This window comes from Lentzea waywayandensis (genome assembly GCF_900115955.1).
In the GTDB taxonomy this organism is placed as follows: Bacteria; Actinomycetota; Actinomycetes; order Mycobacteriales; family Pseudonocardiaceae; genus Lentzea; species Lentzea waywayandensis.
This window is the reverse complement of sequence record NZ_FOYL01000003.1, coordinates 773604-787533: the sequence shown is the minus strand read 5'-3', so window position 1 is coordinate 787533 and position 13930 is coordinate 773604. Positions and strand designations below refer to the sequence as shown.

At 68.1% G+C, this 13930-nt stretch carries 10 protein-coding genes; 5 read left to right on the top strand and 5 right to left on the bottom strand.

The window, feature by feature from the left end:
• Positions 1 to 5: 5 nt before the first annotated feature.
• On the bottom strand, positions 6 to 1583 hold the full coding sequence (locus tag BM417_RS47755) for a serine/threonine-protein kinase (RefSeq protein WP_245821913.1): 1578 nt from the start codon (positions 1581 to 1583) through the stop codon (positions 6 to 8).
• Positions 1584 to 1823: 240 nt separating this feature from the next.
• Between BM417_RS47755 and BM417_RS14390 the strand changes: the two genes are divergently transcribed.
• Together BM417_RS14390 and treS are read left to right on the top strand one after the other, a co-directional pair.
• Positions 1824 to 3800, top strand: coding sequence for an alpha-1,4-glucan--maltose-1-phosphate maltosyltransferase (locus BM417_RS14390; protein WP_093592924.1), 1977 nt, complete (start codon positions 1824 to 1826; stop codon positions 3798 to 3800).
• Between the two features lie 32 nt (positions 3801 to 3832).
• A complete protein-coding gene (gene treS, locus BM417_RS14385; RefSeq protein WP_093592921.1) occupies positions 3833 to 5638 on the top strand; it encodes a maltose alpha-D-glucosyltransferase in 1806 nt (601 codons plus the stop codon).
• A 51-nt stretch (positions 5639 to 5689) separates the two neighbouring features.
• Here the strand turns inward: treS and BM417_RS14380 are convergent, their stop codons facing one another.
• A complete protein-coding gene (locus BM417_RS14380; RefSeq protein ID WP_093592918.1) occupies positions 5690 to 6895 on the bottom strand; it encodes an RNA-guided endonuclease InsQ/TnpB family protein in 1206 nt (401 codons plus the stop codon).
• 155 nt (positions 6896 to 7050) lie between these two features.
• Between BM417_RS14380 and BM417_RS14375 the strand changes: the two genes are divergently transcribed.
• From BM417_RS14375 to BM417_RS14365, 3 genes are all read left to right on the top strand, one after another.
• A complete protein-coding gene (locus BM417_RS14375) occupies positions 7051 to 8361 on the top strand; it encodes an aminoglycoside phosphotransferase (protein WP_093592915.1) in 1311 nt (436 codons plus the stop codon).
• A 3-nt stretch (positions 8362 to 8364) separates the two neighbouring features.
• The gene (gene glgB / locus BM417_RS14370; protein ID WP_093592912.1) at positions 8365 to 10533 is read left to right on the top strand and encodes a 1,4-alpha-glucan branching protein GlgB; all 2169 of its coding nucleotides are present in this window, start codon (positions 8365 to 8367) and stop codon (positions 10531 to 10533) included.
• 138 nt (positions 10534 to 10671) lie between these two features.
• Positions 10672 to 12042 (top strand): neutral zinc metallopeptidase, encoded by a 1371-nt coding sequence (locus BM417_RS14365; RefSeq protein ID WP_093593750.1) that lies wholly within the window; start codon positions 10672 to 10674, stop codon positions 12040 to 12042.
• 51 nt (positions 12043 to 12093) lie between these two features.
• On the opposite strand, the gene BM417_RS14360 is transcribed toward BM417_RS14365, so the two are convergent.
• From BM417_RS14360 to BM417_RS14350, 3 genes are read right to left on the bottom strand one after another with little or no spacing between them, the layout of a single operon-like run.
• Positions 12094 to 12798, bottom strand: a complete 705-nt coding sequence (locus BM417_RS14360; protein WP_093592909.1) for a hypothetical protein — start codon at positions 12796 to 12798, stop codon at positions 12094 to 12096.
• A complete protein-coding gene (locus tag BM417_RS14355; RefSeq protein ID WP_093592906.1) occupies positions 12795 to 13262 on the bottom strand; it encodes a DUF6114 domain-containing protein in 468 nt (155 codons plus the stop codon). The genes BM417_RS14360 and BM417_RS14355 overlap by 4 nt, the downstream gene beginning before the upstream one ends.
• Entirely contained in the window at positions 13253 to 13843 is a 591-nt protein-coding gene (locus BM417_RS14350; protein WP_093592902.1) for a DUF6230 family protein, read from the bottom strand. Before BM417_RS14350 ends, BM417_RS14355 begins: the two co-directional genes overlap by 10 nt.
• Positions 13844 to 13930: the final 87 nt, after the last annotated feature.

Below are 13930 nucleotides of genomic sequence, written 5' to 3'. Positions count from 1 at the left end.
CTCGTTCAGCCCTTCTCCTCGCCCGTGATCAGCAGCTTGGCGCCCTTGCCCGAGATCTCGAGCGTGTGCTCCTGGGTCTCGGCCTTGTCCGTCTCGGCGTTGGTCAGCTCGAGCGCCGTCGTCACGCTGAAGGTGCCGTCGTCGTTGGACGTGACCACCGGGTTCCCCTTGACCGCGAGCTTCGAGAACTTGCCCCAGAAGGCCTTCTCGCCCGCCAGGCCGGGTGCCTGGTCCGGGTCCCAGTCGTTGCGAGCGGCCTCGACGTTCGCCGGCAGCTTGGCGTAGTGCTGCTTCACGAAGGTCGTGACCTGGGCCGGGGTGAACTTGGTCGCCGGCGGCTTCGACGACGGCGGCTGGCTCTGGGAGGTCTGCGGCGGCGGCTTCTCGGAGGTGGCCGTGGGCTTGGTGGCCGTCGGCTTCCCGGAGGTGGGCTCCGGGGTCTGCGACGTGCTCTTCGGCGACGAGCTGGGACCGGCGCCGACCTTGTTGCCCTTGCCGCCGCTGTTCACGATCGCGTAGGCGATGCCGGCGATCAGGAGCACGCCGAGGATCGCGGCAGCGACCGCGAGGCCGCGATAGTTCTTCTTCGGCTCCGGTTCGGGCTCGTAGTCGTCGTAGGTCTCGGGCAGCGGCGCCGGCGGACGGGTGCGTGGCGCCTGGGGCGGCATGGTGCGGGGCGGTGGGCCCTGCATGGTGCCGGGACCCGCGGCCCCCATCACGGCGGTGCCCGTCGGCGGCGTCATCGGGCGCGGCGGGATCACGCGGGTGACCGGGACCGGGGCGCCGGACGCGATCGCCTTCAGCTCCTCCGCTGCCTGGGCGGCGGTGGGGCGCTGCGCCGGCTCGTTCGCCAGCAGCCTGATCAGCAGGCCGGTGAGCGGGCCCGAGCGCATCGGCGGGCGGGTCTCGCCGCGCGCGACCTTGTAGAGCAGGCCCAGGTCGTTCGTGCTCTTGCCGAACGGCGGTTCGCCCTCGGTCATCGCGTAGATCGTCGCGCCGAGCGAGAACACGTCCGACGGCGGCGCGGGCTCGGCGCCGCGGGCCAGTTCCGGCGCCAGGTACGCGGGGGTGCCCGCGAGCATGCCGGTCTTGGTCACGGCCACATCGCCCAAAGCACGCGAAATGCCGAAGTCGGTGATCTTGACGGTGCCGTCACGTCCAATGAGGACGTTGCCGGGCTTGATGTCGCGGTGCACGATGCCCGCGGCGTGGGCGGCGGCCAGCGCCCCGGCGGCCAGCGACCCGATGCGGGCGGCCTCCATCGGGGGCATCGGGCCGCTCTCCAAGATCGCGGAGAGGTTGCGGGACGGCAAATACTCCATGACCAGGCACGGTTTGCCGTCCTCGACCACGACGTCGTACACGGCGATCGCGTTCGGGTGCTGCAAGCGCGCGGCGATGCGGCCTTCACGCATGGCGCGCTGCACGGCCTCGTGGAACTCGTTCGACTGGACGTCGTTGAGAAGTAGCTGCTTGACCGCCACGTCACGGTGCAGGAACTCGTCGCGTGCCCTCCACACGACGCCCATCGCACCCGCGCCGAGCTGATCGAGCAGTACGTAGCGATCGCCAAGCTTGTTCACGCGCGCACGGTACCTGTAGCGCCCTCTTAACACGGTGAGTTGTACGCGAAGAGTCCACTGGAGAGGACGCCGAATGCCGGGAACGTGGCCGAGAGACCCTGGACACGATGAGCGCTCAAGGTGTGCGATCGACAGTGGCGGGGTACGGATCTACAAGGGGTAACCCGCTGTCAGACGGCTTGATCGAGCAAGGCAGGATTACGCATTGACGCGGAGCGACACGGCGGAAGGGCGTTGCCGATGAGCGGACGACTCGGAATCGACGACGTATCCCCGGTGGTGTCGGCTGGTAGATATCCAGCCAAAGCCGTTGTGGGAGAACACATTCCGGTTGCGGCCACGGTGTGGCGCGAGGGACACGACAAACTCGCGGCCACAGTCAGCTGGCGCGGACCGAACGACCGAGTCGCTCGCCAGACCCGCATGCACGAGGTCGGAATCGGCCTCGATCGGTGGGGCGCGACCGTGGTTCCAGACCTCGAAGGCGCCTGGACGTTCCGGATCGATGCGTGGAGTGACCCCTGGGGCACCTGGAACCACGCCGTTGAGGTGAAGATCGCGGCGGGACAGGGTCCCGGTGATCTCGCAAATGATCTCGAAATCGGTGCCCAGCTACTCGATCGGGTGGCACGCCGACCCGATCGAAGGCAAGAGCGAGCTCTGCTCATGTCCGCGGCGACGGCGCTGCGCGACGAGGACCGGCCGCTGGCCGAACGGGTCGCGCCGGCGTTCGCGGCCGACGTGCAGAAGCTGATGTTCGAACACCCGGTGCGCGAGCTGATCACCAAGGGCAAGACCCACAAGATCTGGTGCGACCGCAAGAAGGCGGCGTTCGGCTCCTGGTACGAGTTCTTCCCGCGCAGCACCGGCGGGATCGACGAGACCGGCCAGGCGGTGCACGGCACGTTCGCCACCGCGACCAAGGAGCTCGACCGGGTCGCGGCGATGGGCTTCGACGTCGTCTACTTCCCGCCGATCCACCCCATCGGCCGGGTCAACCGCAAGGGCCCCAACAACACGCTCGTCGCGACGCCCGAGGACACCGGCTCGCCGTGGGCGATCGGCGCGGACGAGGGCGGGCACGACGCGATCCACCCGCAGCTCGGCACGATCGAGGACTTCGACGCGCTCGTCGCACGGGCGAACGATCTCGGCCTCGAGGTGGCGCTCGACTTCGCGCTGCAGTGCGCGCCTGATCACCCGTGGGTGCTCAAGCACCCGGAGTGGTTCACGACGCAGCCCGACGGCACGATCATGTACGCCGAGAACCCGCCCAAGAAGTACCAGGACATCTACCCGATCAACTTCGACCTCGACCCGCAGGGCCTCTACCACGAGGTGCTGCGCGTGGTCCTCTTCTGGGCCGAGCACGGGGTGCGGATCTTCCGGGTCGACAACCCGCACACCAAGCCGCCGGACTTCTGGCAGTGGCTGATCTGGAAGGTGAAGGAGGTCTACCCGGACACGCTGTTCCTGGCGGAGGCCTTCACCCGGCCGGCCCGCCTCTACGGCCTGGCCAAGCTCGGCTTCACCCAGTCCTACACGTACTTCACCTGGCGGACGGGCAAGCAGGAGCTGATCGAGTTCGGCGAGGACGTCCGCGACCACTGGGACGAGGCGCGGCCGAACCTCTTCGTGAACACGCCGGACATCCTGCACGAGTCGCTCCAGCACGGCGGTCCCGGAATGTTCGGGCTCCGCGCGGCACTCGCGGCCACGCTCTCCCCCACGTGGGGCGTGTACAGCGGCTACGAGCTGTTCGAGCACGAGGCCGTGAAGCCCGGTAGCGAGGAGTACCTCAACTCCGAGAAGTACCAGCTGCGTCCTCGTGACTACGCACGCGCGCTGGCGGACGGGCGTTCGCTCGAGCCGTGGCTGCGCAAGCTGAACCACATCCGCAAGGCGCACCCGGCGCTTCAGCAGATGCGCACGCTGAGGTTCCAGAACATCGAGAACGACGCGTTGGTCGCCTTCTCCAAGCGCGACCCGGCGACGGGCGACACCGTCGTGGTCGTCGTGAGCCTCGACCCGCACAACACGCAGGAGGGGACGCTGTACCTCGACCTGCCCGAGCTCGGTTTCGACTGGCACGAACGCGTGATCGCGCACGACGAGGTCACCGGGGAGACCTGGGACTGGGGACAGGCGAACTACGTCCGCCTCGAACCGTGGCGTGCCACCGCGCACGTCGTCAGCCTTCAGCGGCGTTTCAGCTGATCAACCGCACAACCCCCGACGAGGTGGGAACAATGGCCGACGACTCCCGTCACGACGCTGCACTCGGGTTGGATGGTGTCCCGCACACCGGAGAAGCCGTCAACGACGACGGCCTGCTGGTCGAGCCCCAGGCAGAGGACTTCCGGTCCGCGAGGCAGGCGAAGCCCAACCCGGACTGGTACAAGGGCGCCGTCTTCTACGAGGTCCTGGTCCGGGCGTTCAGCGACTCCAACGGCGACGGCACGGGCGACCTCAGAGGACTCGCCTCGCGCCTCGACTACCTGGAGTGGCTCGGCGTCGACTGTCTCTGGCTGCCACCGTTCTACGCGTCGCCGTTGCGCGATGGCGGGTACGACATCAGCGACTTCCGTGCGGTGCTGCCGGAGTTCGGCACGGTCGAGGACTTCGTGTACCTGCTGGAGGAGGCGCACCGGCGCGGGATCCGGGTGATCACGGACCTGGTGCTCAACCACACCAGCGACGCACACCCGTGGTTCCAGCAGTCGCGGCAGGATCCGACGGGCCCGTACGGCGACTACTACGTGTGGAGCGACGACGACTCGCGCTACAGCGACGCGCGGATCATCTTCGTCGACACGGAGTCGTCGAACTGGACGTATGACCCGGTGCGCGGGCAGTTCTTCTGGCACCGCTTCTTCAGCCACCAGCCGGACCTCAACTTCGAGAACCCGGCCGTGCAGGAGGCGATGCTGGACATTCTGCGGTTCTGGCTCGATCTGGGCATCGACGGGTTCCGTCTGGACGCCGTGCCCTACCTGTTCGAGCGCGAGGGCACCAACTGCGAGAACCTGCCCGAGACCCACGACTTCCTGCGCAAGTGCCGCAAGGTGGTCGACGACGAGTTCCCCGGCCGCGTCCTGCTGGCCGAGGCGAACCAGTGGCCGTCGGACGTCGTGGAGTACTTCGGTGATCAGGCCGTGGGTGGCGACGAGTGCCACATGGCGTTCCACTTCCCGTTGATGCCGCGGATCTTCATGGCGGTGCGGAGGGAGTCGCGGTTCCCGATCTCGGAGATCCTGGCGCAGACGCCGGCCATCCCGGAGAACGCGCAGTGGGGCATCTTCCTGCGCAACCACGACGAGCTCACGCTCGAGATGGTCAGTGACGAAGAGCGCGACTACATGTACGCGGAGTACGCCAAGGACCCGCGGATGAAGGCGAACATCGGCATCCGCCGACGGCTCGCTCCGCTGCTGGAGAACGACCGCAACCAGCACGAGCTGTTCACCGCACTGCTGCTGTCGCTGCCCGGTTCGCCCGTTCTGTACTACGGCGACGAGATCGGCATGGGCGACAACATCTGGCTACAGGACCGCGACGCCGTCCGCACGCCGATGCAGTGGACCCCGGACCGCAACGCGGGCTTCTCCTCGTGCGACCCCGGCCGGATCTACCTGCCGGTGATCATGGACCCGGTCTACGGCTACCAGGGCCTCAACGTCGAGGCGCAGCTCAACAGCTCGACGTCGCTGCTCAACTGGACCCGGCACATGATCGAGGTGCGCAAGCAGCACCACGCGTTCGCCGAGGGCGACTTCACCGAGCTCGGCGGCTCCAACCCGAGCGTGCTCGCCTACAAGCGGCAGTGGAAGCGCCCGGACGGCCGCGAGGACATCGTGCTCTGCGTGAACAACCTGTCACGCTTCCCGCAACCCGTCGAGCTGGACCTCTCCGAGCACCGCGACTACGCGCCGATGGAGCTCACCGGAGGTGTCAAATTCCCCGCGATCGGGGAACTCCCCTACCTGCTGACCCTTCCGGGTCACGGTTTCTACTGGTTCCAGCTGGTAGAGGCGAACGACAGCGAGATGAGTTGACTTCCCTCGCCACGAGGACGAGGTTCCCGCCCGCCTTGCGGCGGGTAGTCCCTACGGACTGCGCCTCACGGCGCGGGCTTCCTGTTTCACTGCCGATCGCGGAAAGGAGGACCCTTGCCGTCTGACATCAGCTCCGCAGGCATCGCCCGAGTTGCCTCGGGCTACGGCTCGACCAGCCGCAAGGATGTTCTTCGCCGCGTTGAGGTCCCGGTCGTGCCGGGTGCGGCAGTCCGGACACGTCCAGTGCCGGGTGGAAAGCTTCAGCTCAGCGAGCCGATGCCCACAGGTCGAGCACGTCTTGCTGGACGGGTACCAACGGTCGATCACAACCAACGTCCGACCGGCACGGGCGCACTTGTACTGCAACTGTCTGCGGAATTCGCCCCATCCCGCATCGGAGATGGCTCGAGCGAGGCTGCGATTGCGGATCATGTTCCGCACCGCCAGGTCCTCGATCGCGATCATGTCTGCCGAGCGCACAAGTCCTGTGGTGGTGCGGTGCAGGAAGTCTTCGCGCGCGTGACGGACCTTGCGGTGTGCACGAGCGACCTTGAGCTTGGCTTTGCGGCGATTGCGGCTACCTTCCCGGCACCGGGCCAATCGGCGTTGGTAGCGAGCGAGTTTTCGCGCTTTGCGGGCCAGGTGCGCCGGATTGGCGACACGCTCCCCGTCACTGGTCACCAAGAAGCTGGTCAACCCGAGATCCACGCCGACGGCGTGGCCAGTGGGAGCCGTTGGCGCGACCGTCGCGGCGTCCACGGTGAACGTCACGTACCAGCGGCCATCCGGCTCACGGGAAATCACGACCATCGTGGGGTCCGGTGTGGCGGCGTCCAGGTCGAAGGACCAGACGAAACGCAGTGGCGAGCTGGTTCTGGCCAGCGTCAGCACTCCGTCACGCATCCGGAACGCCGAGCGGGTGTAGTGCGCGCTTTGACGTCCGACGCGGGACTTGAATCGCGGGTAACGGGTTCGTCCGGCGAAGAAGTTCACAAACGCGGTGTGTTGGTGACGCAGAGTCTGCTGCAAGGGCACGGAGGACACTTCCGACAGGAACGCGAGTTCCTCGGTGCGCTTCCATGCTGTCAGAGCGCAGTCGGTTTCCCTGTACGAGGTGCGTACACCCTCGGTTCGGTAGCGCAGCTGACGCTCGCTCAGCGTCTTGTTCCACGCCAGACGCACACACCCGAAAACACGGTTCAAGGCTGCGGCTTGGTCGGGAGTCGGGTAGGCGCGGCACTTGTACGCCGTCCGCATGCAACACAACATCCCGGGAGCACAATGGCGTGCAAGACAATGGGCTGGTGGGCGGCGAGGCGTGCGACTGGGCCGACGCGGCTCCGTCCGGAGACGCCTGACAGAGACCGGATCTCTCCCTTGTTCAAGGGCTGGGACTTTCACCGGAGGCCGTTGTGACCGACCCCCACGAACTAGTCGAGAAGCTGGTCGCCTCACTGCCCGATCTGCTCCCGGCCGCCAGGTGGTTCGGCGGCAAGGACAAGCCGATCACGGCCGTCCGTCCACTGAGGACGACGGTGGTGGACGGCGACCTGGTGCACGTGATCTTCGAGGTCGAACAGCCGGGCCGCACCGAGCAGTACCAGGGCGCGCTGAGCCTGAGCACCGGCGCCTGGGACGTACTGCTCGACCCCGAGCACAACGGCGTGCTGCTCGACCGGATCGCGACCGGGCACGAGGTGGACGGCATCACCTTCGCGCACGAACCCGGCACCGAACTGCGCTCGGGCCTGCGCGGACGGCCGATCGGCGTCGAGCAGTCCAACACGTCGCTGATCTACGGCCAGCAGTACATCCTGAAGATCTTCCGCAAGCTCGCGAACGGCGAGAACCGCGACCTCACGATGCACCGCGCGTTGCGTTCGGTCGGCTGCGAGCACATCGCGCTGCCGCTGGGCGCGATCTCGACCGAGCTGAACGGCGAGCAGGTCACCCTCGCGATGCTGCAGGAGTTCCTGCCGGACGCGGTCGAGGGCTGGGACATGGCCAAGACCTCGGTGCGCGACCTGATGGCCGAGGCCGACCTGCACGCGTTCGAGGTCGGCGGCGACTTCGCCGGTGAGGCGCAACGACTCGGCCACGCGGTCGCGAAGGTGCACGCCGACCTGGCCGAGGCGTTGGGCACCCAGATCGCCGACGACGAGGCCATCTCGCGCGCCATCGCCGGCATGCAACGGCGTCTCGGCGTCGTGCTGGAGGCGGTGCCGGAACTGGGCCGCCACGAGGAGCCGTTGCGCGCCGCGTTCGAGGAGGCCCGCGAGCACATCGGCGCCATCCCGATCCAGCACATCCACGGCGACCTGCACCTCGGGCAGGTGCTGCGGACCGTGCACGGCTGGTTGCTGATCGACTTCGAGGGCGAGCCCGCGGCCAAGGTCGAGGACCGTCTCGCGCTGCGGTCGCCGTTGCGCGACGTGGCGGGGATGCTGAGGTCGTTCGACTACGCGGCCCGGCAGCTGCTCATCGGCCAGCCCGATGACGACCAGCTCGCCTACCGCGCGATGGAGTGGACCAAGCGCAACCGGGCGGCGTTCTGCGACGGCTACGCCGAGGTGGCGGACGACCCGCGGGACCACGCGCACCTGCTGCGCGCGTTCGAGCTGGACAAGGCGGTCTACGAGGTCGCCTACGAGCACGCCAACAGGCCGGAGTGGTTGACGGTTCCGCTGTCGTCGATCGCCCGGATGACTTCTGGAGGAGAGTAAGCCGTGAAGGCCGACCTGGACCGACTCCTGTCAGGTGCGCACCACGACCCGCACTCGGTGCTGGGTGTGCACGCCGTGGGCGACCAGGTCATCGCACGGGCTCTTCGGCCCGGCGCGACCTCGGTCTCCGTGGCGTGGGGCGACAAGCAGGTCGAGCTGCCGCGCATCGCCGACGCCCTGTTCGAGGGCGAGCTGCCGGAGGTGCCCGGCGACTACCGGCTGCTGGTGAAGTACAACGGTGGTCCGGCGGTCGAGGTCGACGACCCGTACCGGTGGCTGCCGACCGTGGGCGAGCTGGACCTGCACCTGATCGGCGAGGGCCGGCACGAACGGCTCTGGGACGTCCTCGGCGCGCACGTCCGTTCCTACGAAACGGCGTCCGGGGACGTCACCGGCATCTCGTTCGCCGTGTGGGCGCCGAACGCGCGCGGTGTGCGCGTGACCGGTGACTTCGACGGCTGGGACGGGCGCGCGAACCCGTTGCGCTCCATGGGTTCCAGCGGTGTCTGGGAAGTGTTCCTGCCGAACGTCGTGGTGGGCTCGCGGTACAAGTTCCGCATCCTCGGCCAGGACGGCATCTGGCACGAGAAGGCCGACCCGATGGCGTTCGCGACGGAGGTTCCGCCGCAGACGGCCTCGGTCGTGACGCGGTCCGAGTACCAGTGGCAGGACGCGGAGTGGGAGGCCCGGCGCGAGGCCACGCAGTGGGCGAACGCGCCGATGTCGACCTACGAGGTGCATCTCGGCTCGTGGAAGCCGGGTCTCGGGTATCGGGAGCTGGCCACGGAACTCGCGGACTACTGCGAGGACATGGGCTTCACGCACATCGAGATGCTGCCGGTGGCCGAGCACCCGTTCGGTGGTTCGTGGGGCTACCAGGTCACCTCGTACTACGCGCCGACCTCGCGGTTCGGGTCGCCGGACGACTTCCGGTACTTCGTGGACACGTTGCACCAGCGCGGCATCGGCGTGCTGGTCGACTGGGTGCCCGCGCACTTCCCGAAGGACGCCTGGGCGCTCGCGAAGTTCGACGGCACGCCGCTGTACGAGCACGCCGACCCGCGCCGTGGTGAGCAGCTCGACTGGGGCACGTACGTCTTCGACTTCGGGCGCAACGAGGTCCGGAACTTCCTCGTGGCGAACGCGCTGTACTGGATCGAGGAGTTCCACCTCGACGGTCTGCGCGTGGACGCCGTCGCGTCGATGCTCTACCTCGACTACTCACGGCCCGAGGGTCAGTGGCTGCCCAACGAGTTCGGTGGCCGGGAGAACCTCGACGCGGTGCGGTTCCTGCAGGAGCTGAACGCGACCGTGTACCGGCGGCACCCCGGCGTGGTCATGATCGCCGAGGAGTCGACGGCGTGGCCGGGCGTCACGCGGCCGACGCATCTGGGCGGGCTCGGGTTCGGCTTCAAGTGGAACATGGGCTGGATGCACGACTCGCTGCACTACCTGTCGCGCGAGCCGATCCACCGCTCGTTCCACCACAACGAGATGACGTTCTCGCTGGTGTACGCGTGGAGTGAGAACTTCGTGCTGCCGCTCTCGCACGACGAGGTGGTGCACGGCAAGGGCTCGCTGTGGGAGCGGATGCCGGGTGACGACTGGAACAAGGCCGCCGGCGTTCGGTCGCTGCTGGCGTTCATGTGGGCGCATCCGGGCAAGCAGCTGCTGTTCATGGGTGGTGAGTTCGGGCAGCGCCAGGAGTGGTCGGAGTCGCGGTCGCTCGACTGGCACCTGGTCGAGCAGGAACCGCTGCACCAGGGCATCCAGGCACTGACGCGGGACCTGAACTCGGTGTACAAGACGGCGGCGGCGTTGTTCTCGCACGACGTCACGCCGGAGGGGTTCCAGTGGATCGACGCGAACGACTCGGCGGGCAACGTGCTGTCGTTCCTGCGGATCGGTGAGGACGGCTCGACGCTCGCCTGCGTGGCGAACTTCTCCGGGTCGCCGCACCACGACTACCGCGTCGGCCTGCCAACGTCTGGACGCTGGAAGGAGCTCGTGAACACCGACGCCGCGCACTACGGCGGTTCCGGTGTGGGCAACCTCGGTGGCGTCGAGGCCGAGGCCAGGCCGTGGCACGGGCGGCCGTACTCCGCGCTGCTTCAGCTGCCGCCGTCCGGTGTGCTGTGGCTGGTCCCGGATCCGGCGGCCGAAACCGACTGACCTGGAGTGGCGGCGCTGGGTCGATCGGGTGACTCCAACACGGTGAACCTGATCAGCCCGGCGCACGTTGCCCCTTGTATGCGCCTGACTTGGACGACTAGGACGCCCATGAAGCCGGCCGGCAGGCACAATGGGTTCATGCGGCACCGGAGCATCGCGCTGATCGTCGCCATCGCCCTGCTCGCGGTGGGCTGCACCGCCGAGATCCCAGGGCGCCCGCGTGCGGCGAAGGTGGTGAAGAAGGAAGCCTCCAACCCCACGATCCAGATCCGCGGCACGGACAACGGCGCGATCGACAAGCTGGCCGCCACCGCGCTCACCGACATCGACGAGTTCTGGTCCGACTCGTTCCAGTCGACCTTCAACAAGCCGTGGAAGCCGCTGAGCGGCGGTTACTTCTCGGTCGACACGGCCGACGCCACCGCGAAGCCGCCACCGTGCACGCAGAAGGCCGCCGACGTGGAGGGCAACGCGTTCTACTGCCCGGCCGCCGACGCGATCGCCTGGGACAGGGCGTCCCTGCTGCCGGTGTTGCAGGACCGCTTCGGCGAGGCCGCCGTGGTCGTGGTGCTCGCGCACGAGATCGGCCACGCGGTGCAGAACCGCATGGGCATCACGCCGGAGGCCGAGCGCCGTGAGCCGGAGAAGTACCCGACGATCCTCACCGAGGCGCAGGCCGACTGCTTCGCCGGCTCGTTCGTCCGCAACGTGACGGACGGCAAGTCGCCGCGTCTGGACATCAACGCGGACGCCCTGGACAAGGCCCTGGGCGCGCTGATCACGTTCCGCGACCCGGTGGGCACCTCCCCGGAGGACGAGCAGGCGCACGGCAGCGCGTTCGACCGCGTGGCGGCGTTCCAGGACGGCTACGAGCAGGGCACGAAGTTCTGCGCGGCCATGTCGGTGCAGAACCGCCAGTTCACGCAGCGCGCGTTCACCAGCGTCAAGGACCGTGCGAACGGCGGCAACCTGCCGTTCTCGGAGATGCTCGAGTCCGTCACGCCCGACCTCGACGGCTTCTTCAAGAACCTGGCCACGACCGGGGGCAAGACCTGGCCGTCGCCGCGCGCGGAGGCCGCCCAGTCCGAGCCGAACTGCTCCGGCGACCAGGGTCCGGTCGCGTACTGCCCGTCGGACAAGACCATCAAGATCGACACCAAGGACGAGCTGCCGGCCCTGCACAAGGAGCTCGGCGACTACGCGACGGGCACGCTGATCGCGTCCAGGTACGCGATGGCCGAACTGGCCGTGTTCGGCAAGCCGACCGAGGGCGAGGGCGCCTCCGCGGCGGCGCTGTGCCTGGCCGGGGCGTACACGGGCGCGGTGTTCCAGCGGCAGGACGGGTTCGGGCTCTCGCCGGGCGACTTCGACGAGGCCGTGACCGTGCTGCTCCAGTTCGACTACGCGGCCAGGGACGCCAAGGGCGGCAACCCCGTGGATCCCGGCTTCGAGCGCGTGGCGCGGTTCCGCGAGGGCGTGTTCGAGGGCGCGAAGAAGTGCGGCGTCTGAGGTTCTGAGGACAAGCGGAAGCCCGCACCGGCTCAGGGCCAGGTGCGGGCTTCAGCGTCTTTCGACCGGTGCCTGGTCGGACACGACCGAGATCCGTGCGCCCGGGATCTTCAGCGTGCCGCCGATCAGATCCGTGTTGCGCACCGTGACCTCGGTGAAGGTCACGAACGGCACGTTCAACGGCGGCGGGTGCGCGGCCGTGTAGTTCACCGGGATCTTGATCCCGAGCAGGTCCAGGTTGCCCTTGAGCTGCACCGTGTACAGCTCGATGCGCCCCGGTGACACCGTGGACGTGCTTCCCGGCCGTGCCGCCGTGACCAGCCTGACGCCCGGCGAGATCTCGCCGGACTGCACCAGGTCCTTGATCTTCATGTCGTTGGCCGTGAACTTCAGGACCTTGACGATCTGCCCGCCGACCAGCGCGTCGACGACCCCGACGAAGTTGAGACCGCCGAGGTCGAGCCGCGACGCCGTCAGGGTCCACTCACGCCCTCCGGCCGCCACCGGGGCAGGGGCCGGTGGCGGGGGCGCCGGCGTCGAAGTCGGCTCCGTGCTGGGCGGCTGGACCGGCACGGACGACGACGTCGGCGGCGGGGTGGAGCTGGTGCTCGACGGGGGCGGCTCCGACGTGGTGCTGGTCGGGGCCGGTGAGCTGCTGCCGGGGGTCGACGACGGCGGTGGCTCGGTGCTCGACGGCGGTTGCAGCGCCAGCACCGCGACCATCGCGACGGCGGCCAGCGGCTGTGTTCGCATCATGTGGGTTGAACCCTTTGGGTCGTCTCCGGCGCTAGCTCTGGTTCCACGGCAGCGTTCTCACGCCTCGCCTTCTTCGACCCCTTCGCCTCCTTCGGCTTCTTGGGTTCGTCGGTCCACGCCACGGCGAGCGCGCCGCCGAGCAGACTCAGAACGGTTCCGGCCAGGAAGCCGCCGAGGTTGGTCACGACGAGCGCGACCAGCGACAACAGCACCGTGACGAGGCCGGCCGCGAGCCGGAACTTGGGCTGCAGCCACAACGAGACCGCGCAGATCGCCAGCAACGCGCCGATCAGCAGCGCGGAGACGCCACCGATCGTCTTGATCGAGATGACCATGTCGCCGAGCTTCACGCCGACGAACGGCGGGAACAGGATGATGAGTGCGCCCGCGGCCACGAACAGGCCGGCCCAGAAGGGCCGGCCACGTCGCCACGCGGTGAAGCCGTGCCAGACCGTCAGAAGCACTCTTGCTTCCCCTGGCGAATCGTCAGGTTCATGCCCTTGAACCTGATGGTCTGGGCCGTGGTGGCCCAGGCGGTCTGCTGCAGCGAGGTGATGTTCGCCGTGTCAGCCTGCAGACCGAACGACCCCGGCAGACCCCTGAGGTTCTCCGGTCCCTTCGTCACCTTGCTCGCGTCGACGCCGATCTCGGGGTTGCCGAGGACCAGGTCACCGTTGAGGTCCGTGAGGTTGACGACCAGGTTGTCGGCGGACATGCCGCCCACGCTGTCCGCGGTGATGCGCATCGTCACGTCACCGACGATCGGCATGCCCGGGACGAACACCGACTGGCAGAACTTGTCGAGCCTTGCCGTCTTGAACCCGCTGACCGCGACGACGTGCACCTTGCCCGCACCCGCGTCCACGCCGCCGAACTGGACGAATCCCTGGCCCGTCAAGTTGTCGGCGGAGACCTTGAAATTAGTGCCGGACACCGCGAACGATGCGGCCAGCGCTCCCTGGGACATGCCGAAGAGGAGGGCACCGGCGCCGACGACACCGATACCGAGCACCCCGACGAACCGTGCCCAGCGCGTTCTACCCATACCGCCGAACTCCTTCCACGCTGAAGGCTTGCCTCGGAGGGAGAGTGCGCCTCAAAACCGATGCGAGACAACGAAAACGAGTCCGCG

Bases quoted from the DNA above. Each gene is read 5' to 3' on its own strand.
- BM417_RS14390 (WP_093592924.1), top strand. From the start codon at position 1,824: ATGAGCGGACGACTCGGAATCGACGACGTATCCCCGGTGGTGTCGGCT.
- treS (WP_093592921.1), top strand. From the start codon at position 3,833: ATGGCCGACGACTCCCGTCACGACGCTGCACTCGGGTTGGATGGTGTC.
- BM417_RS14380 (WP_093592918.1), bottom strand. From the start codon at position 6,895: ATGCGGACGGCGTACAAGTGCCGCGCCTACCCGACTCCCGACCAAGCC.
- BM417_RS14365 (WP_093593750.1), top strand. From the start codon at position 10,672: ATGCGGCACCGGAGCATCGCGCTGATCGTCGCCATCGCCCTGCTCGCG.
- BM417_RS14360 (WP_093592909.1), bottom strand. From the start codon at position 12,798: ATGATGCGAACACAGCCGCTGGCCGCCGTCGCGATGGTCGCGGTGCTG.
- BM417_RS14350 (WP_093592902.1), bottom strand. From the start codon at position 13,843: ATGGGTAGAACGCGCTGGGCACGGTTCGTCGGGGTGCTCGGTATCGGT.